Annotated in this window: 19 protein-coding genes; 8 read left to right on the top strand and 11 right to left on the bottom strand. The window is 69.2% G+C overall.

The window, feature by feature from the left end; all coding sequences use genetic code 11:
* The first annotated feature begins 11 nt into the window (after positions 1-11).
* Complete coding sequence (locus W7U_RS20800; RefSeq protein ID WP_008262165.1) at positions 12-1805, top strand: NRAMP family divalent metal transporter; 1794 nt, start codon at positions 12-14, stop codon at positions 1803-1805.
* Here W7U_RS20800 and W7U_RS20795 read toward each other — a convergent pair.
* Positions 1797-2741, bottom strand: coding sequence for an NADP-dependent oxidoreductase (locus tag W7U_RS20795; protein WP_008262161.1), 945 nt, complete (start codon positions 2739-2741; stop codon positions 1797-1799). The two genes, W7U_RS20800 and W7U_RS20795, sit on opposite strands and share 9 nt — an antisense overlap.
* Positions 2742-2870: 129 nt before the next feature.
* Between W7U_RS20795 and W7U_RS20790 the strand changes: the two genes are divergently transcribed.
* Positions 2871-3503, top strand: a complete 633-nt coding sequence (locus W7U_RS20790; protein ID WP_008262159.1) for a hypothetical protein — start codon at positions 2871-2873, stop codon at positions 3501-3503.
* 12 nt (positions 3504-3515) lie between these two features.
* Here W7U_RS20790 and car read toward each other — a convergent pair whose 3' ends face one another.
* Positions 3516-7082 carry a carboxylic acid reductase gene (gene car, locus W7U_RS20785; RefSeq protein ID WP_008262158.1) on the bottom strand — a complete coding sequence of 1189 codons (3567 nt, stop codon included), beginning with the start codon at positions 7080-7082 and terminating at the stop codon, positions 3516-3518.
* Positions 7083-7192: 110 nt separating this feature from the next.
* Positions 7193-7948 (bottom strand): L,D-transpeptidase, encoded by a 756-nt coding sequence (locus W7U_RS20780; RefSeq protein ID WP_008262156.1) that lies wholly within the window; start codon positions 7946-7948, stop codon positions 7193-7195.
* Positions 7949-8276: 328 nt separating this feature from the next.
* Here W7U_RS20780 and W7U_RS20775 point away from each other — a divergent pair, with 328 nt between their 5' ends.
* Positions 8277-9206 (top strand): LysR family transcriptional regulator, encoded by a 930-nt coding sequence (locus tag W7U_RS20775; protein WP_008262154.1) that lies wholly within the window; start codon positions 8277-8279, stop codon positions 9204-9206.
* Here the strand turns inward: W7U_RS20775 and oxc are convergent.
* Complete coding sequence (oxc, locus tag W7U_RS20770; protein WP_008262153.1) at positions 9190-10926, bottom strand: oxalyl-CoA decarboxylase; 1737 nt, start codon at positions 10924-10926, stop codon at positions 9190-9192. The two genes, W7U_RS20775 and oxc, sit on opposite strands and share 17 nt — an antisense overlap.
* 251 nt (positions 10927-11177) lie before the next feature.
* Here oxc and W7U_RS20765 point away from each other — a divergent pair, with 251 nt between their 5' ends.
* Positions 11178-12770: a FadD7 family fatty acid--CoA ligase gene (locus tag W7U_RS20765; RefSeq protein ID WP_008262151.1), complete on the top strand. Its 1593-nt coding sequence runs from the start codon at positions 11178-11180 to the stop codon at positions 12768-12770.
* Between the two features lie 4 nt (positions 12771-12774).
* Here the strand turns inward: W7U_RS20765 and W7U_RS20760 are convergent, their stop codons facing one another.
* Positions 12775-14934 carry an elongation factor G-like protein EF-G2 gene (locus tag W7U_RS20760; RefSeq protein WP_008262150.1) on the bottom strand — a complete coding sequence of 720 codons (2160 nt, stop codon included), beginning with the start codon at positions 14932-14934 and terminating at the stop codon, positions 12775-12777.
* 118 nt (positions 14935-15052) lie between these two features.
* Positions 15053-15475, bottom strand: a complete 423-nt coding sequence (locus W7U_RS20755; RefSeq protein ID WP_008262148.1) for a TIGR03668 family PPOX class F420-dependent oxidoreductase — start codon at positions 15473-15475, stop codon at positions 15053-15055.
* Between the two features lie 163 nt (positions 15476-15638).
* On the opposite strand from W7U_RS20755, the gene W7U_RS20750 reads away from it, so the two are divergent.
* The 4 genes from W7U_RS20750 (at position 15639) to W7U_RS20735 (ending at position 20767) form a co-directional block, all read left to right on the top strand.
* Positions 15639-16685: a S1C family serine protease gene (locus tag W7U_RS20750; RefSeq protein ID WP_008262147.1), complete on the top strand. Its 1047-nt coding sequence runs from the start codon at positions 15639-15641 to the stop codon at positions 16683-16685.
* Between the two features lie 121 nt (positions 16686-16806).
* A complete protein-coding gene (treS, locus tag W7U_RS20745) occupies positions 16807-18579 on the top strand; it encodes a maltose alpha-D-glucosyltransferase (protein ID WP_008262145.1) in 1773 nt (590 codons plus the stop codon).
* A 49-nt stretch (positions 18580-18628) separates the two neighbouring features.
* Positions 18629-19969 (top strand): maltokinase, encoded by a 1341-nt coding sequence (locus W7U_RS20740; RefSeq protein ID WP_008262144.1) that lies wholly within the window; start codon positions 18629-18631, stop codon positions 19967-19969.
* Positions 19970-20062: 93 nt separating this feature from the next.
* Positions 20063-20767, top strand: coding sequence for a YoaK family protein (locus W7U_RS20735; RefSeq protein WP_008262142.1), 705 nt, complete (start codon positions 20063-20065; stop codon positions 20765-20767).
* A 41-nt stretch (positions 20768-20808) separates the two neighbouring features.
* Here W7U_RS20735 and ag85C read toward each other — a convergent pair whose 3' ends face one another.
* The 5 genes from ag85C to W7U_RS20710 all read right to left on the bottom strand — a co-directional run bounded on the left by ag85C (position 20809) and on the right by W7U_RS20710 (position 24753).
* A complete protein-coding gene (gene ag85C, locus W7U_RS20730; protein ID WP_008262140.1) occupies positions 20809-21858 on the bottom strand; it encodes a diacylglycerol acyltransferase/mycolyltransferase Ag85C in 1050 nt (349 codons plus the stop codon).
* Between the two features lie 234 nt (positions 21859-22092).
* Complete coding sequence (locus W7U_RS20725) at positions 22093-22911, bottom strand: ABC transporter permease (RefSeq protein WP_008262137.1); 819 nt, start codon at positions 22909-22911, stop codon at positions 22093-22095.
* Entirely contained in the window at positions 22901-23740 is an 840-nt protein-coding gene (locus W7U_RS20720) for an ATP-binding cassette domain-containing protein (protein ID WP_008262136.1), read from the bottom strand. Before W7U_RS20720 ends, W7U_RS20725 begins: the two co-directional genes overlap by 11 nt.
* Positions 23737-24198: a MarR family transcriptional regulator gene (locus tag W7U_RS20715; protein ID WP_008262134.1), complete on the bottom strand. Its 462-nt coding sequence runs from the start codon at positions 24196-24198 to the stop codon at positions 23737-23739. The genes W7U_RS20720 and W7U_RS20715 overlap by 4 nt, the downstream gene beginning before the upstream one ends.
* A 57-nt stretch (positions 24199-24255) precedes the next feature.
* A complete protein-coding gene (locus W7U_RS20710) occupies positions 24256-24753 on the bottom strand; it encodes a metallophosphoesterase (RefSeq protein WP_008262133.1) in 498 nt (165 codons plus the stop codon).
* Between the last annotated feature and the right edge of the window lie 19 nt (positions 24754-24772).

Here is a 24772-nt window from a genome sequence, read left to right as displayed (position 1 = left end):
GCGAGGACCAGATGACGTCGATCCACACCGGCGGCGGCCGTGGCCTGGGTTCGGGCCGCACGGCCGCCGCCGCGGAGAACCCGAGCGCCGAGGCGCCGGCGTCGACGGTGCTCGACACCGCGCACGTCGGCGACATCGTCGGCGCGTTCGGTCGCATCGGGCGCACCGACGGGACCGTGACCGGCCGCTGGCGGCGGCTGAAGACACTGGCGGTCATCACCGGTCCCGGCCTGATCGTGATGGTCGGCGACAACGACGCCGGTGGCGTCGCGACCTACGCCCAGGCCGGCCAGGACTACGGGATGGGCCTGCTGTGGACGCTGGTGCTGATGATCCCGGTGCTCTACGTGAACCAGGAAATGGTGCTGCGGCTGGGTGCGGTCGCCCGGGTGGGTCACGCGCGCTTGATCTTCGAACGGTTCGGCAAGTTCTGGGGCGCCTTCAGCGTCGGCGACCTGCTGATCTTGAACGCTTTGACGATCGTCACCGAATTCATCGGTGTGTCAATGGCTCTCGGGTTCTTGGGTTGTCCGAAGATCGTCGCCGTCCCGGCGGCCGCGGTGCTGTTGTTCGCCGTCGTGGCCGGGGGTTCGTTTCGCCGCTGGGAGCGGTTGATGTTCCTGTTGATCGCGGTGAACGTGCTGATCATCCCGATGGTGCTGCTGGCGCATCCGGCCCCGAAAGCGACTGCGGCCGGGCTGATCCCGCAGTTCCCCGGCGGGCTGAACTCGACCGTGCTGCTGCTGGTGGTCGCGATCGTGGGGACGACGGTCGCGCCGTGGCAGCTGTTCTTCCAGCAGTCCAACGTGGTGGACAAGCGCATCACCGCGCGCTGGATCCCTTATGGCCGGGCCGATTTGGTGATCGGGATCGTCGTGGTCATGGTCGGGGCGACGGCGCTGATGGCGGTGACGGCCTTCGGGATGGCGGGCACCGCCGACGCCGGGCACTTCACCGACGCCGGAGCGGTCGCCGCCGGGTTGTCGCGGCATCTGGGCGGCACGGTGGGGGCGCTGTTCGCGATCATCCTGCTGGACGCGTCGCTGATCGGCGCCAACGCCGTCGGCCTGGCGACCACCTATGCCGTCGGCGACGCCCTGGGCAAGCGGCACTCGTTGCACTGGAAGATCGGCGAGGCGCCGGTGTTCTACGGCGGCTACGCGGTGCTGCTTGCGGTGTCGGCCGCGGTGTCCTTCAGCCCCGACCACGTCCTCGGCCTGGTGACCCAGGGCGTGCAGGCGCTCGCCGGCGTGCTGCTTCCCTCGGCCACCGTGTTTCTGGTGTTGCTGTGCAACGACCGCGCGGTGTTGGGACCGTGGGTGAACACGGTGCGGCAGAACATCGTTGCGTGGAGCATCGTGTGGTGTCTGGTGCTGTTGTCCCTGGCGTTGACGGCGACGACCTTCTTCCCGGACCTGTCCACCGCCACCATCGAGACCGGGCTCGCCGCCGGCGCCGCGGTCGGCATCGCCGGCGGCGCGGTGATGGTCGTCGTCGGCCGCAGGCATCGCAGCCTGGCCGAGGCGGAAGCCATCGTGCGCACCCTCGGAGGCGGGCTGGACCCGGAGCAGGTCGACGAACTCGACGACGCCGCATCGCTCACCCGTGCCGAACGGCGGGCCGTGCGCCGCCAGGACCGGGCCGGCTGGGTCACCCCGAACCTGGCCCTGCTCGACCGGCCCGCGATGTCGCCGATGCGCCGGGCGGGGTTGTTCACCCTGCGCGGCTACCTCGTGGTCGCCGTCGCGTTCGTCATCATCAAAATCGTGCAGGCAGGGGTCGTCGGGCCGGTCTCGTCATTGTGAGTCGGTAGGCAGCAGAACGATTTTCCCGTGGGTGTGCCGTCGCTCGAGTTCGGCGAAGGCGTCGGCGACCCGGTCCAGCGGATAGGTCGCGGCGATGTCGAAGTCGACGGCGCCGGAGGCGATCAGGCCGGCCATCTCGGCGAGCACCTCGGGTGTCGAGGCGTCCATGCTGCCCTCGGTCTTGGCGCCCACCTCGCCGGCCTTCTGGAAGGCGATGATGGTGTTGATCCGCTCCGGCGCGACGCCGAGGTCCACCGCGAGCTGGACGTAGTCCGGGCCGAACAAGTCGATGAACGCGTCGATGCCGTCGGGCGCCGCGTCGCGCAATCGCCCGGCGAGCCCGTCACCGTAGGCGATCGGGACGACGCCATGCGCGCGCAGCCAGTCGGCGTTGCCGGGGCCCGCGATGCCCAGCACGCGCGCCCCGCGCAGCGCCAGAAGTTGCACCACCAGGCTGCCCACCCCGCCCGCGGCTGCCGACACGGCGACCGTCTCACCGGCCTGCGGCGCCACCGCGCGCACGGCCGCGTACGCGGTCACGCCGGCCACGTAGAGCGAACCCGCCGTCTCCCAACCGAGTTGGGCGGGCTTACGAATCAGTTGACCCACCGGCACGGCGGCGTGGGTCGCGTGGCTGGACCGGCGCAGGCTGAATCCCAAAACCTCGTCGCCGACCGCAAATTCGGTGACCCCGGGCGCCACCGCGGTCACGACACCGGCGAGGTCGCTGCCCTCCCCGGAGGGAAAGGTGGCCGGGAACCTCTCGTGCATCGCCCCGACCCGGATGCCGGCCTCGCCGGGATTGATTCCGGCCGCGCGGACCTCGACGACAACCTCGCCCGGTCCGGGCGTGGGCATGTCGATGTCCGCCACGTACAACACCTCACGCCCCCCGTACCGGTCGAACCGTACGGCGCGCGCCGCTGCAGCGGTCATGCCGATCTCCTCACCGCGACGATGCCCCCACCCACGCCAGCATAGGCACGCAAAGAGCTACCCACCGGCGGCCCGTTGGGCATATGTTCGTAGCAACTCGGGCACGGATGACGCGTGGAAGGAACATGCGTGGGGGCTCCTCGGATCGGTATCGCCGGCCGGGTCGTGTGGCACGCGGCCGCGATCGTCGCGGTCGGCGCCGCGAGCACGGGCTGCGGCGGCTCCGACAAGCCCCCGCCGCCGTCGGCGGCGGAGTCGGGCCCGTCCGCATCCCCGACCGACTCGGGCGCGGTCACCGGGCCGCCGCCGGGGCAACCCACCGATTACGGCTATCTGCTGATCAAGCCGGGCGACGTGGGCGGGGGTCTCACCGCACCCCAGTCGCCGATGCTCAACCCCAACAACGCGCCGGGGGTCGCGCAGCTGTTCGCCAACGCCGACAGCGGCCGCCGGCTGTGGGACACCATCGTGGTGACCGCCGACCCGTCGGCGGCCGCGGCCGAACTCGCCGGCAGCAGAGCCGAATACGCGGGCAAGGTGGTCGGCGACTGGCGGCCGCTCGCCGTGGGCGCCAACGGGTCGGCGATTTCGGGTGCCTCGCCCGATAACTCCCAAGCCATGACGGTCCTGCTGTTCACCGAAGGCAAGGCGCTCGTCACCCTGGAATTCGACAGCGCACCCGACGACCCGTTCGACCCGGCAGTGACCGTCGACATCGCGCGCAAGCAAGACGATGCGATCAAGCGGGGACTGCCCGGCTAGCACCGCACGGGGCTACACCAAGCCCAGCAGGCGTAGGTCGGCGACGTACTTGTCGATCAATGCCGCCGACAGGTGCGGAATGTCCTCGTCCGCACCGATTTTGGCCGTCCGCACCGCGTGGCGGAAGACGTCGGTGGGGGCCGGCGCTCCCCGCAGTGGCGTCGCGGGTTCCCGGTAGGCGTCCAGCAACGGCAACACCGAATGCTGGCGCTGCTTGTCCGGTAACGCGCGAAGCGCCGTGGTGAAGCGGCCCAGCCATTCGTCATAGTCCTCGATGCGCCGGATGTCGTGTCCGGCGGCGATCAGCCAGTCGACGAACACGTCCAGGGAGACGCCGTCGTCGTGTGGGTTCATCACGTCATAGGAGCGGTACTCGCCGGATTCCTCGGCCGCCATCTGTTCGCCGAGCGTGGTGACCGCTTCGGCCACGAAGTCGGCGGGCAGCCCGTCGTAGTGGGCCACGGCTCGGTTTCCGTGTTCGTCGGTCCGGTAGAACGTGGTCGGCGCGATGCCGGTGGTCAGCAGGCTGAACATCAAGCGGGTGAAGGCATCTGGCACGTTCAGCTGCCCGGCATACCGGCTGTGCGCGAGGATCATGTCGGAGCGGAAGACGGCGACCGGCAACCCGCACAGGTCGTGCGCCTCACGCAGCAACACCTCACCGGCCCACTTGCTGTTCGCGTACCCGTTCGCATAGCTGTCGTCGATCGGGCGTACCGCGCTGACCGCGCGGATGTCGCCGTCTTCGGCGAACTCGCCGGGATCGACCGTCATCGCCACGGCGACGGTCGACAGATAGGTGACGGGCTTGATGCGCGTCGTGATCGCCAGGCGGATCAACTCGGCGGCGCCGACGACGTTCGGGCCGAACAGTTGGTCGTACGGCAGCACGTGGTTGACCAGCGCGGCCGGGTGGACGATCAGATCCACGCTCTGGGCCAGGCGCTGCCAAGTCGATTGGTCCAGGCCGAGATTGGGCTCACCGATGTCGCCGACGATGACTTCCAGGTGCTCGGCGGCCAGCGTCCGGAACCGCTCCAGCAACTGCGGATCCCCGCTGTCGAAAACGGCCTCCAGCCGTTTGCCGGCCGTCGCGGTGTCCGTCGCGCGGACGATGGAGACGAGCTTCCCGCCGGTCTCGGCGAGGCGCTCGAGCCATTCGAGGGCCAGGAAGCGGCCGAGGTAGCCGTTGGCGCCGGTCAGCAGGACCGTGTGGGGTGTGCCGGTCGCGCGCGGCAGGTTCGGTGCGGCGGCCAAGGTCGTCGCGTCGATGAACTTGTCGAGGGTGAGCTCCGCGGCGCGGACCTCGGCGGCGTCGCGTCCGTGCACAGTCGCGAATGTGGGCCGCCGCGATCCCGATTTGCGTTCGGATTCAACGTATTCCGCGAGCTGGCCCAGGTCGGTGGCGGGCCCGGTGATCATTCCCACCGGCACGTCGACGTCGAAGATGTCGCGCAGCAGGTTGGAGAAGGTCAGCGCCGACAGGGAATCGCCGCCGAGTTCGATGAAGAGTGCGTCGGGGGCGGGCGGGCCGCCGGCCACACCCAGTAGCGCCTCGGCGGCCCGGGTGAGGGTGAAGACGACGGGGTGTTTGTCCGCCCCCTCGCGCAGCGCACGCAACTCGGTCACGCGGTTTTCGGCCAGCTCGGCGTAGAGCTGTTCGAGCCGGTCGGCGTAGCGCTCCTTGAGCTTCGGCCGCAGCAGCTTGCCCACGCCCGAGAGCAGGCCGTTGTCCTCGCGGAACGGCTCGGTTTCGACGATGAAGTCGACGGGCACCTCGTAGGACTGCAGTTCGGCGAGTTGCGCCGACTGGCGCAGGGATTCGGCGACGGCGGCCTTGAGGCCCTCGGGATCTTCGGTGAATCGCTCCGCGGCGTCGGCCGTCGGCACGACGACGGCCAGCAGATAGGGGCGTTCGCTGTTGCCGTATACGAAGATCTGGCGGATCAGCGGCGCGCTGGCGAAGACGGCCTCCAGGCGGGCGACGGCGACGAACTCGCCCTGCGCCAACTTCAACACGTTGTTGCGGCGGTCGACGTAGGCCAGCCGGTCCGGCTCGAGCTCGGCCATCACGTCGCCGGTCCGGTAGTAGCCGTCGGGATCGAACGCGTTGGCGGTGACGTCCGGTCGTTTGAAGTAGCCCGGCGTCGCGGTCAGCGACTTCACCAGCAATTCGCCACGCGGATAAGGCTTGTCGGTGTGGAAATAGCCGAGTTCGGGAACGTCGATGAGCTTGTAGTCGAGCACCGGGGGACGGGTCATGCGCCCGTCCTTGGTCACCATGCCGACCTCGGTCAGCCCGTAGCCGTCGAGAACGTGGACGTCCAAACAGGTTTCGACGAAGGCCCGCATCTCCGCGGCCAGCGGCGCCGTCCCGCAGAAGGCGGTCACGATGCGCCCGCCGAGGACCTGCTCACGCAGCTCGGCCCGCGCCCGGGCCTCGGCGGAGCCGGCGTCGGCGCCCGAAGCCACGAGTCGGTCGACGGCGCTCTGGTAGCGCTGGTAGAGCATTTCCGCCACCCGGGGTACCAGGCCCATCTCGGTGGGGCGCACCAGGTTCCAGTCGTCGAACAACGTGGACAGGTCGCTTTCCGGCACGAAGTAGCTGGTGCCGCCGGCCTGGAACGCGGTTGACAGCGGTATCCGGCCACCGAGGTGATTCAGCGGCATGAAGTTGACGTTGAACACGGGTGTGTCCGCGAAGTCGGGCATCAGCTCGTTGGTCCACACCTTGGCCAGCATCTGCTCGGTGTACATGGCGCCCTTGGGTAATCCGGTGCTGCCCGAGGTGTACATGATCATCGCCAGCCGCCGATCGGTGTCACCGGTGTACATGGGCTCGGGTGGCAGGGCGCGTCCGCGTTCGATGATGTCGTCGAGGGTCTCGATCCTCACCGCCGCGCCGGCGGCCGCCAGCGTCGCCTGGGCGCGCTGCAGCGCCTCGCGTTGCTCGTCGACCTCGGGCCGGTAATCGAAGACCACGAGCCGCCGCAACGACGAGCTGCCCGACGCCGCCTCGACCGCGAGGTCGAGATAACCGACGCCGGCCGCCAGTATCGACGGCTCGACCTCGTCGATGATCGGTCGCAGCCGTGAGGGGGTCGTATTGTGTTGCAGCGGAACGGCAACCAGCCCGAGGTAGCCGCAGACCAGGTCGAGTGTCAGATATTCGGCGCTGGCGAAACCGACCGTCGCGACGAAGTCCCCGGGCGACACGGGGTTCGCGGCGTCGTGCCGCCACGCGGCGGCGATCGCGCGCACATCGGCCCACAGCTCGCGGTAGGTCATGGTGTCGAAGCGGGGGAGCAGTCGCGTGGTGGTACGCCCGGTCGCGGGGTCGGTGCTCAGTGTCTTGGCCCGCCAGCCCACCGCGGGCCGATCGGCGTAGCCCTCGACGAACAGCTCCAGAATCTGGGGCAGGCGCAGGCCCGGTTGGCGCGCCGCCTGCTGCAGCGACAGATCGGGTTGGGCGTTGCGGAACTGTTCGTCGGTCGCGGCCAACTCGCGGATGCGGGCGGCGACCCGCTCGCGCGCCGGGCCTCTAGAGCTAACTTTCGTGCGCTTCACATCGCCGGTCATGGCCCGCCTCTCGTTCAACTGCCTCGCTCCAACGAGAACTCATCGCCGCGGGCGGGTCTTCCTGTCGGCGCGTGTGACGACGGTCACACGCCGGGGACTGCGGGTGACGCTCAGGCCACGACCTGGATGGGGTCGCCGACGTTGACCTGGTTGAAGTACCAGGCGGCGTTGTCGGGGCTGAGGTTGATGCACCCGTGGCTGACGTTGGCGTAGCCCTGGGAATCGACCGACCACGGGGCCGAGTGGACGTACACGCCGCTCCAGGTGACCCGTACGGCGTACTGCGCGGTGATCTTGTAGCCCTCGGGGGAGCTGAGCGGGATGCCGATCGTGCGCGAGTCCATCACCACGGTGCGCTGCTTCTCCAGCGCGGTGAAGCTGCCCATCGGCGTGGGCCTGCTGGGCTTGCCCATCGACGCGGGCATGGTGCGCAGCACCTCTCCGTCCCTGCTGACGGTGAAGGTGTGCTTGGAGATGCTGGCGACACCGAGCAGCGCTTCGCCGGTGTCGAAGCCGGTCGTCAGCGCCTGCACACCGACCGAAACGTGCGTGTGGGGGGCCCAGTACTGGTCGGGGACCCACTGCACCACCGTGTCGTGAACCCACTCGAAGTGCCCCGGCGTGCCGCCCGGCGACGTCACACGAATCGACCGCTCGACGGCGGCCCGATCGGCCACCGGTGCGGTGAACGTCACCACGACGGGGTGCGCCACGCCGACCACGGCGCCGTCGGCGGGCAAAATCGAGGCGACCTCGGGTGCGGCGTGCGGCGTGGGCACGGCGGCGCTGCCACGGGCCGCCGATCCCACCAGGCCCATGACCGTGATCGCGACCATAACAAATAGATAACGAACACCTCGACGCATAGCGTCCACCCTTCGAGATGGTGCGATCAACACACGGTCATTCTACGGGTTACCCACGAATCACCGGTTTCAGCAAACAATGACAGCCCACTGGACCCGCTGCGGTCACGATTCGACCGCCGATTGGGTTCGATTGGGTCGGCGGCGCGCAGCCCGGGTGGCACGCGCTTCGAAAACGGCACCGATACACCGATTTTCGCGGCCGCAGCCCCCAAATCGTGCCCGGGTGTGGTCGAAGGTGCCGCCGCGGGCTTGGCGCACCCGTCGGGCGCGCGTTAGCCTCAGCGAGATCGGCGCCCAAGCCCGAGCCCGGAACCCGAGGAGTGCGGTGCTCTTCCGCCAGCTGGAGTACTTCGTTGCGGTCGCCTCCGAGCGCCACTTCGCCCGGGCCGCCGAGAAGTGTTTCGTATCCCAGCCGGCGCTGTCTGCCGCGATCGCCAAGCTGGAGCGGGAGCTGAACGTCACGCTGATCAACCGTGGCCACAGCTTCGAGGGCCTCACCCCCGAAGGCGAGCGGTTGGTGGTGTGGGCCAGGCGGATTCTCGCCGAGCACGACGCCTTCAAGGCCGAGGTCGACGCCGTCCGTTCCGGCATCACGGGGACGCTGCGGCTGGGCACCGTGCCGACCGCATCGACGACCGCGTCGTTGGTGCTCTCGGCGTTCTGCTCGGCGCACCCACTGGTGAAGGTGCAGATCCTGTCCCGGCTGGCGGCGACCGAACTGTACCGACGCCTGCGCGAGTTCGAGCTCGACGCCGCGATCGTGCACGCGGCACCCGACGAGGCGGACGTGAACCTGGTCCCGCTATACCAGGAGCGCTACGTGCTGCTGTCGCCCGCGGAGATGTTGGGATCCGGGGCGGCGACGATGACCTGGGCCCAGGCCGCGCAATTGCCGCTGGCGTTGCTCACCCCGGACATGCGCGACCGTCAGATCATCGACAAGGCGTTCGACGATCATGGCATCACCGTCAGTCCGCAGGTCGAAACCGACTCCGTCGCTTCGCTAATCGCTGCGGCGTCCGCCGGAAAGTGGGCTTCCATCGTGCCGCACACGTGGCTGTGGACCTCCCCGCTGGGCCCGGAGGTCCGGGCGGTGGAGATGGTCGATCCGGTGCTCAAGGCCGACGTCGTGTTGGCGACCAACGCGAGCGGACCCGGTTCGCCGATCGCGCGTGCGCTGGCGGCGTCGGCCGCGGGCCTGGCGCTGAACGAGTTTTTCGACGCCCAACTCCTGGGCGTCACCCGCCGCCGCTGACCGCCGCCGCGCGAGCCGGGTTCAGGCCGGCCAGATGACCGCTTTCCACCCCGGCGGCCGGATCGAGCTCGCAGTCGATGACCGAGGGCGCCCCGGAGCCGATCGCCTCGGTCAGCGCCGCGCGCAGCTCATCGGGTGTGGCGACGTGATAACCCTTGCCGCCGAACGCCTCTGCGATCAGCTCGTGGCGCGCCCGGGCGTTCAGCACGGTGGGGGCCGGGTCCGACGGGTGTGCCGCGGTCTCGTCCCCCCGATAGACGCCGCCGTTGTTGAGGATGACGACGGTCACCGGCAGCCGGTAGCGGCAGATGGTCTCGATCTCCATCCCGCTGAAGCCGAACGCGCTGTCACCCTCGATCGCGACGACCGGCCCGCCGGTCTCGACGGCGGCCGCGATCGCGTAGCCCATGCCGATCCCCATGACGCCCCAGGTTCCGGTGTCGAGCCGGTGCCGCGGCAACTCCATGTCGATGACGTTGCGCGCCAGGTCGAGCGCGTTGGCGCCCTCGTTGACGATGTACACGTCCCGGTTGTCCTGCAGCACAGCGCGAATCGCGCCGAGGGCGTTGTAGAACCGCATGGGGTGCGGGTCGTCGGCGAGGCGCTCGCGCATCTTGGCGTCATTGCGCGCCTTGCGGTCGGCCAGCTCGGTCGCCCATTCCGTTGGCGCGGCGAACGGGCGGGCGGTCACGGCGTCACACAGCGCGGACATCGCCGAGCCGATGTCGCCGGCCAACGGCGCGGCGATCGGCTGGTTGCTGTCGAATTCGCTCGCCGCGATGTCGACCTGCACGAATTGGGTGTCGGCGGACCATTGCGGTGACTCCCCATGGCCCAGAAGCCAATTCAGCCGCGCGCCGATCAGCAGGACGGCGTCGGCCCGTGAGATCGCCAGCGACCGTGCGGTGGCCGCGGACTGCGGGTGCGAATCGGGGAGCAGCCCCTTGGCCATCGACATCGGCAGGAATGGGATGCCGGTGGCTTCGACGAATCGTCGAATCTCGTTGTCCGCCTGGGCGTACGCCGCGCCCTTGCCGAGCACGATCAGCGGCCGCCGCGCCCGGGCCAGGACTTCCAGCGCGCGGTCGACCGCGTCGGGAGCGGGCAGTTGACGGGGAGCGGGGTCGACGACCCGCCATATCGTGCCGGCGGCGGCCGAGGCCTCCAGGGCCTGGCCCAGGACGTCGCCGGGGATGTCGAGGTAGACGCCGCCGGGACGCCCGGAGACCGCGGTGCGAATCGCGCGTGCGACGCCGCGACCGATGTCCTCGATCCGGTTGACCCGAAAGGCCGCCTTCGCGAACGGCCGTGCGGCGTTGAGCTGGTCGAGGTCCTGGTAGTCACCGCGTTGCAGGTCGACCAGCGCCCGATTGCTCGAGCCGGAGATCTGGATCATCGGGAAGCAGTTCGTCGTGGCGTTCGCCAGCGCGGGCAGAGCGTTGAGGAAACCGGGCCCGGACGTCGTGAGACACACGCCGGGGCGGCGGGTGAGGAATCCGGCGGCCGCCGCGGCGTTGCCGGCCGAGGCTTCCTGCCGAAAGCCGATGTAGCGGATGCCCGCCGCCTGCGCGGTCCGGGCGAGGTCGGTTATCGGGATGCCGACGAGGCCGTAGATGGTTTCGACGTCGTTGGCCATGAGCGCGTCCACCACGAGGTGGAAGCCGTCGATCACGCGGGTCGACCCCCGCGCGTCGCTTCCCGACGCCGAAACGGTGGACATGGGCGACTCCTCGGTGCGCGGGCGGTAATGACTAGCCATCACTGTGACCCCGGCCCCCGGCGCGTGTCCAAGTCGAAGCCGCTATCCGATGATCGACGGCGTCTATCGCCACAGCTCAGAGGGGCGGCGTTGCGCTTCGATAGCCGACGGTTATCGGTCGTAAGCGGATCGGTATTGGACGCGCCGCGAGCCCGCCCGGCAGGGTGGCATCGACGGCACAAGGACGGCAACAGAGGGGAAGGAGCGCGGTGATGGGATCCGATTCGACAACCGGCGGCGAGGTCACGGCGTCCACCGGCCCGCGCATCGCCGACCTGGTCGAGGCGGCGGCGCGGCGGGCGCCGCAGGCGTGCGCGCTGGTCGTCACCGCCGAACGCGTCCCGGTCAGCTACCACGACTTGACCCGACTGGTCGACGATCTGGCCGCACAACTGGCGGCCGGCGGCCTGGTCCCGGGCGACCGGGTCGCGCTGCGCGCCGGCAGCAACGCCGAATTCGTCGTCGGGCTGCTCGCCGCGTCCCGGGCGGATCTCGTTGCGGTTCCGCTCGATCCGGCGCTGCCGGGCACCGAGCAGCGCGCCCGCAGCGAGGCGGTGGGCGCGCGGGCGGTGCTCGTCGACCGGCTCGGCGATGACGAGACCGCCGGGGCGACACCGCCGGCCTGGCCCATCGCGGTGAGCGCCGGACCCGACGGCGCCGCCCCGGCCGTCACCCTGACGGTCAGCGCCGCACCGCAGCGCGACGTGTCGACGCCGCAGGGCCTGCGCGACGACGACGCCATGATCATGTTCACCGGCGGCACCACCGGCATGCCCAAAATGGTGCCCTGGACGCGCCACAACATCGCCGGCTCGGTCGCGGCCATCGTCGCCGGATACGCCCTGGGGGAACGGGATTCGACCGTCGCGGTGATGCCGCTCTACCACGGGCACGGCCTGCTCGCCGCCCTGCTGGCGACCCTGGCGTCCGGGGGAACGGTGTTACTGCCCGCGGGTGGGCGATTCTCGGCGCACACCTTCTGGGACGACATCGAGGCGGTCCGGGCCACCTGGTACACGGCCGTCCCGACGATCCATCAAATCCTGTTGGAACGCGCCCGCACCGAGCGGCCCGCCGGCGCCGGCGGCCTGCGGTTCATCCGCAGCTGCAGCGCGCCGCTGACCGCCGAGACGGCGCAGGCCCTGCAGGACACGTTCTCGGCCCCGGTGGTGTGCGCATTCGGGATGACCGAGGCGACCCACCAGGTGGCCACCACCGCAGTCGAAGGCGCCGGGCACAGCGAAAACCCGGGCGCCACACCGGGTCTCGTCGGGCGCTCGACCGGACCGCAGATCCGGATCGTCGGACCCGACGGTCAGTCGCTGCCCGCCGAGACCGTCGGCGAGGTCTGGCTGCACGGCCCCACCGTGGTGCGGGGCTACCTCGGCGACCCGTCGATCACCGACGCCAACTTCACCCAGGGGTGGCTGCACACCGGCGATCTGGGCACCCTGTCGCCGGCCGGCGACCTCGTGATCCGCGGCCGCATCAAGGAACTCATCAACCGCGGCGGGGAGAAGATCTCGCCGGAGCGGGTCGAGGCGGTGCTGGCCAGCCACCCCGGCGTGCTGGAGGTGGCCGTGTTCGGCAAGCCGGACACGCTGTACGGCGAGACCGTGGCCGCGGTGATCGTCGCGCGCGGATCCGCCGCGCCGACGGCCGACGAGCTGGCGTCGTTCTGCCGTGACCGGTTGGCCCCCTTCGAGGTGCCGACCGACTTCCAGCAGGCGGCGGAGTTGCCGCACACCGCCAAAGGCTCGCTGGACCGGCGCGCCGTCGCCGAACGGTTCGCTCGCGGGGCCTGAACGCTCAGACGCCGGCGTTGACCCGCGCCGCGGCCGATTCCGGCATCGGCTCGTAGCGGGCGAACGACCGGGTGAACGAGGCGGCGCCGTGCGCCAGTGACCGCAGGTCGATGGCGTAGCGGGTCAGCTCCACCTGGGGCACCTCGGCCTTGACCACGGTGCGTTCGTTGCCCGCGGTGTCGGACCCGAGGACTCGGCCGCGCCGGCTGGACAGATCGCCCATCACCGCGCCGACGAAATCGTCGGGCACCAGCACCGAGATCTCGTCGATCGGCTCGAGCAGCGCCACCTTCGTCGCGGCCGCGGCCTCCCGCAGCGCCAGCGAGCCGGCCATCTGGAACGCGAAGTCCGACGAGTCGACGCTGTGCGCCTTGCCGTCGAGCAGGGTGACGCGGATGTCGACCACCGGGTAGCCCGCGTGCACGCCCTTCTCCATCTGGGCGCGCACACCCTTCTCGACGCTCGGAATGAACTGACGCGGCACCGCCCCGCCGACCACCTTGTCCACGAACTCGAAGCCCGAGCCCTCCGGCAGCGGCTCCACCTCGATGTCGCACACCGCGTACTGGCCGTGACCGCCGGACTGCTTGACGTGACGGCCATGGCCTTTCGCCTTGCCGCTGAAGGTTTCTCGCAGCGGGACGCGCAGCTCCACGGTGTCCACGGTGACGCCGTACCGGTTGGCCAGCGCGTCGAGCACCACCCCGGCGTGGGACTCACCCATGCACCACAGCACGACCTGGTGGGTTTCCTGGTTCTGCTCGATCCGCAGCGTCGGGTCCTCGGCGGCCAACCGGCCCAGCCCCACCGACAGCTTGTCCTCGTCGGTCTTGGCGTGGGCGGCGATCGCGACCGGCAGCAGGGGTTCGGGCATGGTCCAGGGCTTCAGCACCAGCGGCTCCGACTTGTCCGAGAGGGTGTCGCCGGTCTCGGCGCGGCTCAGCTTGCCGATCGCGCAGATGTCACCGGCCACCACGGCCGCGGCCGGGCGCTGCTGCTTGCCCAGCGGGAAGGACAGGACGCCGACGCGCTCGTCCTCGTCGTGATCGGGGTGCGCATGCCCGTTTCCATTAGACGTGCCGAAGAACGACGCAAAATGGCCCGACACGTGAATCGTGGTGTCGGGCCTGATGGTCCCGGAGAACACCCGGACCAGGCTGACCCTGCCGACGTAGGGGTCCGACGTCGTCTTCACCACCTCCGCGAGCAACGGCGCGTCGGTGTCGCACGTCAGGCCGGCGCGGGGCGCCCCGACTTGCGTGAAGACCTCCGGCAGCGGGTGTTCCATCGGCGACGGGAACCCGCGGGTGGCGACCTCCAGCAACTCGTAGGTGCCCACGCCCGTGGTGCTGCACACCGGGATCACCGGGAAGAACGACCCCCGGGCGACGGCCCGCTCCAGGTCGGCGATGAGGACGGCTTCGTCGATGGACTCACCGCCCAGGTACCGCTCCATCAGCGACTCGTCCTCGGACTCCTCGATGATCCCTTCGATCAGGGCCCCGCGCGCTTCCTCGATCTGCGCGGCGTCCGACGGGTCCGGCGCCTGCACGCTGCGCTTGCCGTCGGCGTACTCGTAGCGCGCCTGCGACAGCAGACCGATCAGCCCGCGGCAGGAGGGCAGCCCGGTCGGCAGGTACAACGGTAAAACCTTGTCGCCGAACGCATCCTGCGCCGCGGCCAGCGCCTCGGAATAATTCGCGCGGGTGTGGTCGAGCTTGGTGATCACCACGGCGCGGGGCATGCCGACCTGGTTGCACTCCTGCCACAGCGATTTGGTGGGCTCGTCGACGCCTTCGTTGGCCGCGATCACGAACAGCGCGCAATCGGCGGCCCGCAGCCCGGCCCGCAGCTCCCCGACGAAGTCGGCGTAGCCGGGCGTGTCGATCAGGTTGACCTTGACGCCGTCATGCGACAGGGAGGCCACCGCGAGGCCCACCGATCGTTGTTGACGGATCTCGGCCTCGTCGTAGTCGCAGACCGTGCTGCCGTCCGCCACCGAGCCGCTTCGCGTCAGCACGCCGGCGGCGACCAACAGCGCTTCGACGAGCGTGGTCTTGCCGCCGCCGGACGGTCCCACCAGAACCACGTTGCGAATCTCGCCCGGACCGTTGGCGGTAGGAGCGTTTGCCGCGCCTTGGGAAGTAGTTGTCCTGTCTGCCATGACTTCCTCCAGGTTGCCGGGGCGCGTGGTCGCTGACCTAGCTAGCACCTATCTAGCTACCATTCACCCAACTCCCGTCGACCACAAGACCGTCGGGCCAGATCGAACGGCCGGCCGATCAGGGATGCCAGCTCGACCAGCGGTGCACGGCGACGGCGATGACCGGGCCGTCCAGCGAAACCGATTGATACTGAGGGTATTTCGCGCGCAGCAGCCGGCGGCCCGATTCCAGTGCCCGGCCGTCGTCGTGGATGGTGGCGACACCGTCGGCCCGCACCCACCACAGCCGCGCCCAGTCATCGGAGTAGTGGTCCACCAGCAGGCTCACCCGCGGGTCGGCCTCGATGTTGGCCAGCCGGCGCAGCCGCCGCGTCGTCTTCGGTTTCGCGTCGACGGCCGTGTACACCACGTCCCGGCCGCCCGGGTCGGCGGCGACCGCGAACACCACCGGCACCAGGTGCGGCGCCCCGCCCGGGGTGACGGTGGCCAACCGCGCGACCGGCGACTCGATGAATCGGGCCCGGGGGTCGAATTCGCCCACCGCGTCAGCTTAGGGGCGCGCCGGGCGTGACAGCAGGGCCGGCGCGAGCCTGGGACATGCCGTGCACAGCTACCTGCATTACGGTTATGTACACGAATTGTGCCGCCCAGAGCCTGAGGCCGGGACAGTTTGTTGGTTACGGCGAAGCAGGAGGGTGACACCGATGAGCAAATCGCACCACCGCTCGGTCTGGTCCAGGATGGTCAGCGTGGTGGCCGTGGTCGCACTCGGCCTCGGTCTGGACGCCGGTATCGGCCTCGGAATGGCCACCGCGTCACCGCCCGCCCTGCCGCTGGACCCGTCGGCGATGGTCGGTCAGGTGGGGCCGCAGGTGGTCAACATCGACACCAAGTTCGGCTACAACAACGCCGTCGGTGCCGGCACCGGCATCGTGATCGACCCGAACGGTGTCGTGCTGACCAACAACCACGTGATCTCGGGGGCCACCGACATCAGCGCCTTCGCCGTCGGCAACGGGCAGACCTACGCCGTGGACGTGGTCGGCTACGACCGCACGCAAGACATCGCGGTGCTGCAGCTGCGCGGTGCCGCCGGGCTTCCCACCGCCGCGATCGGTGGTGAGGCCAGGGTGGGCGAGCCGATCGTCGCGCTGGGGAACGCCGGCGGTCAGGGCGGAACCCCCAGCGCGGTCACGGGCAAGGTCCTCGCGCTCAACCAGAGCGTCTCGGCGACCGACACCCTGACCGGCGCGCAGGAGAATCTGGGCGGCCTCATCCAGGCCGACGCGCCGATCAGGCCGGGCGACTCCGGTGGGCCCATGGTGAACAGCGCCGGGCAGGTGATCGGTGTGGACACCGCCGCCACCGACAGCTACAAGATGTCCGGCGGTCAGGGCTTCGCGATTCCGATCGGCCGCGCGATGGGTGTCGCCAACCAGATCAGGTCCGGCGCCGGCTCCAACACCGTGCACATCGGCCCCACCGCGTTCCTCGGCCTGGGCGTGATGGACAACAACGGCAACGGCGCGCGGGTGCAGCGGGTGGTCAACGGCGGGCCCGCCGGGGCGGCCGGGATCGCCGCGGGCGACGTCATCACCGGGGTCGACAACGTCGCGATCACCGGGGCGACGTCCATGACCGAGGTGCTCGTCCCGCACCACCCCGGGGACACGATCGCCGTGCATTACCGCTCCACCGACGGCGGCGACCGCACCGCGAACATCACGCTGGCGGAGGGGCCGCCGGCCTGACACACCCGGCGACGACATCCGGCCGGAGGCCAATTCGTTTGCCCCCGGCCGTGATTCGTCGCCCAGGAGTGGGCGTGATTCCGAATGTCGCGCCTCGGGTACCCGTGGCATCGTGGATTTGATGAACGACGCAAAAGAAGCTGTCGAGCACCATCCCGAAGGGGGCAGTCACGTCCAGGACGGCGTCGTCGAGCACCCCGACGCCGAGGACTTCAACAACGCCGCCGCGCTACCCACCGACCCGACCTGGTTCAAGCACGCCGTGTTCTACGAGGTGCTGGTGCGGGCGTTCTTCGACGCCAACGCCGACGGCGCCGGTGACCTGCGCGGACTGCTGGGGCAGCTGGACTACCTGCAATGGCTGGGCATCGACTGCATCTGGCTGCCCCCGTTCTACGACTCGCCCCTGCGCGACGGCGGTTATGACATCAGGGACTTCTACAAGGTGCTGCCCGAGTTCGGGACGGTCGAGGATTTCGTCGCGCTGCTCAACGCCGCGCACGAGCGGGGCATCCGCGTGATCACCGACCTGGTGATGAACCACACATCGGATTCGCATCCCTGGTTCCAGGAGTCGCGCCACGACCCCGACGGCCCGTACGGCGACTACTACGTGTGGAGCGACACAAGCGAGCGCTACACCGACGCCCGGATCATCTTCATCGACACCGAGGAGTCCAACTGGACCTTCGACCCGGTGCGCAAGCAGTTCTACTGGCACCGCTTCTTTTCGCACCAGCCGGACCTGAACTACGAAAACCCGGCCGTGCAGGAAGCCATGATCGACGTGCTGCGGTTCTGGCTCGGCCTGGGCATCGACGGGTTCCGGCTGGACGCGGTGCCCTACCTGTTCGAACGGGAGGGCACCAACTGCGAGAACCTGCCGGAGACGCACGCCTTCCTCAAACGCGTCCGCAAGGTCGTCGACGACGAATTCCCGGGGCGGGTGCTGCTGGCCGAGGCCAACCAGTGGCCGGCCGACGTCGTCGAGTACTTCGGCGACCCCAGCACCGGCGGCGACGAATGCCACATGGCCTTCCACTTCCCGCTGATGCCGCGCATCTTCATGGCGGTGCGCCGGGAGTCCCGGTTCCCGATCTCGGAGATCCTGGCCCAGACGCCCGAGATCCCCGACATGGCGCAGTGGGGGATCTTCCTGCGCAACCACGACGAGTTGACGTTGGAGATGGTCACCGACGAAGAGCGCGACTACATGTACTCGGAGTACGCCAAGGATCCGCGGATGAAGGCGAACGTCGGCATCCGCCGCCGCCTGGCCCCACTGCTGGACAACGACCGCAACCAGATCGAGCTGTTCACCGCGCTGCTGCTGTCGCTGCCCGGCTCGCCGGTCCTGTACTACGGTGACGAGATCGGCATGGGCGACGTGATCTGGTTGGGAGACCGCGACGGGGTGCGCACCCCGATGCAGTGGACGCCGGACCGTAACGCCGGCTTCTCCAAGGCCAATCCCGGCCGGCTGTACCTGCCGCCCAGCCAGGACTCCGTGTACGGCTATCAGGCGGTCAACGTGGAGGCCCAGCGCGACACGTCCACGTCGCTGCTCAACTTCACCCGCACGATGTTGGCCGTGCGGCGCCGCCACGAGGCCTTCGCCATCGGGAGTTTCGAGGAACTGGGCGGCTCGAACCCGTCGGTGCTGGCGTTCCTGCGGCAGGTGTCCGGCGACGGCGACACCGTGCTGTGCGTCAACAACCTGTCGCGGTTCCCGCAGCCGATCGAACTGAACCTGCAGCATTGGAGCGGACGCACGCCGGTCGAGCTGACCGGGCAGGTGGAGTTTCCGCGCATCGGTCACCTGCCCTACCTGCTGACACTGCCGGGACACGGGTTCTATTGGTTCCGGCTGAGCGGATGCGAGGAGGATGCATGACGATCACTCGCGCCGGCGTCAATCCAGGCAAGAAAGAGGAGCGGCGCTGATGACTTCCCCGGAGAAATTGCCCTGGTCCGAGTGGCTTCCACAGCAGCGTTGGTACGCCGGGCGCAACCGCGAACTGTCCAGCGCCGAGCCGAGCGTCGTCGTGGCGCTGCGCGACGATCTCGACTTGGTGCTCGTCGACGCCTCCTACGCCGACGGTTCCCGGGACCGCTACCAGGTGATCGTGAGGTGGGATTCCGCCCCGGTCGTCGAGTACAGCAACGTCGCCACCATCGGCGCCGCCGACGACCGGACCGGCTTCGACGCGATGTACGACGCCGACGCGCCGCAGTTTTTGCTGTCGCTCATCGACTCGTCGGCCGCGCGCGGCGCGTCGGGCGTCGAGGTGAGATTCGCCAAGGAGCCCGACGCCGAGCTGCCGCTGGAGGCGATGGCGCACGTGTCCGACGCCGAGCAGTCCAACACGAGCGTCATCTTCGACCGCGACGCGATCTTCAAGGTGTTCCGCCGCGTCAGCGGCGGCATCAACCCCGACATCGAGCTCAACCGCGTGCTGGGCCGCGCGGGCAACCCGCACGTCGCCCGGCTGCTGGGCACCTACGAGATGACGGGTCCGGGCGACGAGACGTGGCCGCTGGGCATGGTGACCGAGTTCGCCGCCAACGCCGCGGAAGGCTGGGCGATGGCCAGCGCCAGCGTTCGCGACCTGTTCGCCGAGGCCGATCTCTACGCGTACGAGGTCGGCGGCGACTTCGCCGGCGAGTCCTTCCGCCTCGGCGAGGCCGTGGCGTCGGTGCATGCCACCCTGGCCGAGACCCTCGGCACCGCGCAGGCGGTCTTCCCGGTGGAGAACGTGCTGGCGCGGCTGTCGTCGACCGTGGCCCTGGTGCCCGAGCTCGAGGAGTTCGCCGCGACCATCGACGAGCGGTTCCGCAAGCTGGTCGCCGAGACGATCACCGTGCAGCGCGTCCATGGCGATCTGCACCTGGGGCAGGTGCTGCGCACGCCGGAGAGCTGGTTGCTCATCGACTTCGAGGGTGAGCCGGGGCAGCCGCTCGAGGAACGCCGCGCGCCCGATTCGCCGCTGCGCGACGTGGCCGGCGTCCTGCGGTCATTCGAATACGCCGCCTACGGGCCGCTGGTGGACCAGGCCGATGACAAGCAGTTGGCGGCCCGGGCCCGCGAGTGGGTCGAACGCAACCGCACCGCGTTCTGCGACGGCTACGCGGCCGCCTCCGGGATTGACCCCCGCGATTCGGCGCAGCTGCTGGCCGCCTACGAACTGGACAAGGCCGTCTACGAAGCCGGCTACGAGGCCCGGCACCGGCCCGGCTGGCTGCCGATCCCGTTGCGTTCCATCGCCCGCCTGACCGCCGTCTGAGTGGCGATCGCAAGCGCGGCGTAGCCGGGCGCGGTCGCCCGTCGGCAAGCGGCGTGCGCTGCACGCGCCGCCGCCGTCTGGAACCATGTGCGTGTGCCGAACGAGATCAATAACAGTGAGTCGCGGTTGTCCTGGGTGCTGGCGGTGCTGGCGGGGATCCTGGGAGCGACCGCCTTCACCCATTCCGCCGGCTACTTCGTGACCTTCATGACCGGGAACGCCCAGCGGGCCATGCTCGGGTATTTCCGCGGCGACGTGTTGCTGTCGGTGACGGCGGGCGTGTTGATCGTTTGCTTCGTCTCAGGCGTGGTGATCGCCTCGGTGTGCCGGCGGCATTTCTGGGTGGCGCACCCGCATGGGCCGACGGTGCTGACGACGTTCAGCCTGCTGGCGGCCACCATGGTGGACGTCATCGATGAGGGCTGGGAAGAGAATCTGCTCGATTTCGCGCCGATCATGTTGGTGGCCTTCGGCATTGGGGCCCTCAACACATCGTTCGTCAAGGACGGCGAGGTGTCGGTCTCGCTCAGCTACGTGACCGGGACGCTGGTCAAGATGGGCCAGGGCATCGAACGCCACCTCGCCGGTGGGACGGCGGCCGAATGGCTGGGTTATTTCCTGCTGTTCGCCAGCTTCGTGGTGGGCGCAACCGTGGGCGGGTTCATCAGCCTGTTCGTCAACGGGACGTGGATGCTGGTGGTGGCCACGGTCGTGTGCGCGCTGACCACCGGCTACACCTACTTCCACTCCGATCGGCGCGCCCTGCTCGACGCGGGTGAAAAAGAGCATCGGCAGTAGCGCTGACCGGTGCGCTACTGCCGATGCTGGCTTGCCGGGATTTAGGTCGCCGGCTGCGCGGGTTGCGCCGGCTGTGCCGGTTGCGCGGGTTGCGCGGTGGTGTTGCTGGCCAGCAGCACCTGCTGCATGTCGGGCTTCATGGCCATCAACTGCTGGTTCCAGTAGGGCCACGAGTGCGTCCCGTTGGCGGGGAAGTTGAACACCCCGTTGCGCCCGCCCGCGGCCGCGTAGTTGTTCTGGAACTGCTCGTTGGTGCGCAGCGTCAGGCCCTCCAGGAACTTGGCCGGCATGTTGTCGCCGCCCAGGTCGCTGGGAGTGCCGTTACCGCAGTAGACCCAGATGCGGGTGTTGTTGGCGACCAGCCGCGGAATCTGGACCATCGGGTCGTTGCGCTTCCACGCCGGGTCGGTGGACGGGCCCCACATGCTGTTGGCGTTGTAGCCGCCGGCGTCGTTCATCGCCAGGCCGATCAGGGTGGGCCACCACCCCTCGGACGGGTTCAGGAACCCGGACAGGGCGGCGGCGTAGGGGAACTGCTGCGGGTAGTAGGCGGCCAGGATCAGCGCCGAGCCGCCCGACATCGAGAGCCCCACCGCGGCGTTGCCCGCCGGGGAGATCTGCTTGTTCGCCTGCATCCACAGCGGCATTTCCTGGGTCAGGAAGGTCTCCCACTTGTAGGTGTAGTTCTGCCCGTTGCCCGACGACGGCTGGTACCAGTTGCTGTAGAAGCTGGACTGGCCGCCGACCGGCATGATCACCGACAGGCCGGACTGGTAGAACTCCTCGAAGGCGGGGGTGTTGATGTCCCAGCCGTTGTAGTCGTCCTGCGCGCGCAGGCCGTCCAGCAGGTACACGGCGTGCGCGCCGCCGGGCTGGAACTGGACCTTGATGTTGCGGCCCATCGACGGCGACGGAACCTCGAGGTATTCCACCGGGAGCCCCGGCTTGGAGAAAGCGCTCGCGGTGGGGAAGCCTCCGGTGGCGGCGACGAGACCGGACAGCAGGGAGGCCCCCACGGCAGCGATCGCCAGTCGGCGCGGCATGTTCGCCCCCGCGCCACGCAACTTTCGCACCTTTTCGATGAACGACATAGCTCTCTACCCATCCCAACTTTCATCTGCCGCACCATGCGGTGGAATCTGTTCTCGGGGAGTGAAACACAGCGCGAGCGCCGAATTCGGTTGTCGCGGCCGCAGCGACAGATCGCGGTTAGCTAACGATTGCGAGTCGGCCAGACATCATCACGTTCGGGTCACGATCGGCTCTCGGAACCGCGCCGCCCCTTGCGACGTGATGGCGGGCGCGCTAGCACCGCCGGTGGCGCTCTAGGCGACCAAGCGACGCAAAAGCGTTGACGCCGTGGTGATTCCGAGCACCGCCGCCACCACCAGCACGACGATGCCGACCGGGTTGAACGGGGTTCCGATCAGCAGCGCCCGCAGCGCGTCGACCTCGTAGCTGAGGGGATTGACCTTGCTCAGCGCGCGCAACCACGCCGGCATCACGTCGACCGGGTACAGCGCGTTGGAGGCGAAGAACAGCGGCATGGTGATCGCCTGTCCGATGCCCATCAGGCGATCGCGGTTGCGCACCAAGCCGGCCAGCGTCATCGACAGGCACGCGAAGAACGCGGCGCCGAGCATGACGACCCCCATCGCCGCCGCGATCCGCAGGGGATTGATCGTCAGGCCTACACCCATCAGGTACGCCAGCGCCATCACACCGACGACCTGGGCCACCGAACGCACCCCGGCCGCGAACGCCTTGCCGGTGATCAGCGCCGACGCCGGCGCCGGCGTGACCATGAGCTTGGCGAGTACGCCGGCGTCGCGATCCCAAATGATCTGTATCCCATAGAAAATGGAGATGAACAACGCCGACTGGGCGATGATCCCGGGTGCCAGGAAGGCCAGATACGACACCGATCCGGTCGCGATGACGTGTAGGTGGCTGAAGGTGGTACCGAAAATCAGCAACCACAGCGCGGGCTGCACCATCCGGGTGACGAGTTCGGTCCGGTCGTGTTGCAGCTTCTGCAGTTCGACGATCGCGAATGCTCCGATGCGGCCGGTCAGCGCGCCGACCCGCTGCCATCCCCGCGGCGCGCGAAGCAGTGTCCCCGCCGCGGCGCCATCAACCGACACGGCGCGCCACCTTTCTGCTGGAACGGATTTCCCGGATGGACCCGGGTTCCTCCGTCGACGCCGCCTTGTCGTCCAAACCCGTTGCCGCGTAATGGCGGAACACATCCTCGAGCGTGGCGCCCGGCGACCCGTTGGACAGCCGGGCCTTCAACGCGTCGGGTGCGCCGACGGCCCGCAACGCGCCGCGGTGCATCAGCGCCACCCGGTCGCACAGCGCGTCGGCCTCCTCCATGTAGTGCGTCGTCAGCAGCACCGTCATGCCGAACTGCGCCTGCATCTTTCGCACCTGCGACCACACGCCGTCGCGCGCAATGGGATCCAGCCCCACGGTCGGCTCGTCCAACACCAGCAGCGACGGACGATTGACCAGCGCCTGCGCCACCTCGAGACGGCGGACCATGCCGCCGGAGTAGGCCGACGCCATCCGGTCGGCCACGCCCAGCAGGTCCATGGCGACGAGCGCCTGATCGACGCGATCGGAGCGCTCGGCGCGAGGCACACCGTACAACCGCGCGAACCACTCCACGTTCTGCCGGCCCGTCAGCGCGGGCTCGATCGAAAGCTGTTGCGGCACATAGCCGATGTTGCTTCTGATGTCGGTGGTTTGGCGGCGCGCGTCCATCCCGAAAATGTGGAGCTCGCCCTGCTGCACCGGGGCCAGCGTGGTCAGCATCCGGACCATGGTCGTCTTCCCGGCGCCGTTGGGGCCCAACAGGCCCATGGTTTCGCCGGGCCGGACCTGCAATGTCACGTCGTCGACGGCGGTGAACTGGCCGTAGCGGTAGGTCAGGTGCCGGGCGTCGATCGCCATCGGCAGCGTCACGCTCATGATCTTCGCTCCTGAAGCATGCGGGTCATCGTGTCGAGGACCTCCAATCCCTTTGCCAAGGACTCGATTTCGTCGGCGTCGAGTTCGTCGAGCAGCTCGGACAGCAGGTCGCGCCGGGCGGCCCGGGACGCGTCGAGGATCTGCTGGGCGGGCTCGGCGAGCCGAAGCTGGCACACCCGGCGATCGGTGTCCCCGGCGGTGCGGAGCAGCAGCCCGTCGGAGACCAACCTGGTGACCAGGGTCGAGGCGGTATTGGGCACCAGCCCGAGTTCGGCCGCGGCGGCGCTGACCGAGATTCCCGGACGCCGGCCGACCAGCCACAGCAGTTCGGACTGCGATTCGGAGAGCCGCGACGAATCGAACGCCCGGCCGGCCGACCGGCGTAGTTGCCGCCGGAAGCGGCCGACCACGCCGAACAGGTCGGTTGCGACGTCGGTGCGTGTCTTCACTTCCGCCATGATACCTCTGTAGCCGAGCTATTTAGGTGGGGAAGCTCCGCGTACGGTAAGTACCCGCTACCTGGGCAGGCGATGCAGCGCGACGCCGGTCACGGCGCCGTCGTCGACGTCGGCGGTCATGTACGTGCAAAACGGCTGGCGGCGCCGATCCGTCGGCGACCCCGGATTGAGCAGGCGCAACCCGGTCTCGGTGGTGCTGTCCCAGGGGATGTGGCTGTGCCCGAACACCAGCACCTGGCTGTCCGGGTACAGCCGTGACATACGCGCGTCGCGGCCCGCTGCGGCGCCGGTCTCGTGGGTGACCGTGAACCGGACGCCCGCCAGGGTCACGTCCGCCCGCTCGGGGAGCCGGGCCCGCAACGCCGGGCCGTCGTTGTTTCCCCAGCACCCGACCAGGCGTGTCGCGGCGCTTTCGAGGCGATCGAGGAACTCCGGCGAGATCCAGTCGCCGGCGTGGATGACGACGTCGGCCTGGGCGACCTCATCCCACACCTGCGCGGGCAGGTCGCGGGCGCGTTTGGGGATGTGGGTATCGGCGATCAGCAGCAGCCTCACCGACCCATTGTGGGCGAAA

The sequence above is a fragment of the Mycobacterium sp. H4Y genome (genome assembly GCF_000364405.1).
Taxonomy (GTDB): Bacteria; Actinomycetota; Actinomycetes; order Mycobacteriales; family Mycobacteriaceae; genus Mycobacterium; species Mycobacterium intracellulare.
This window is presented reverse-complemented; position numbering and strand designations above follow the sequence as displayed.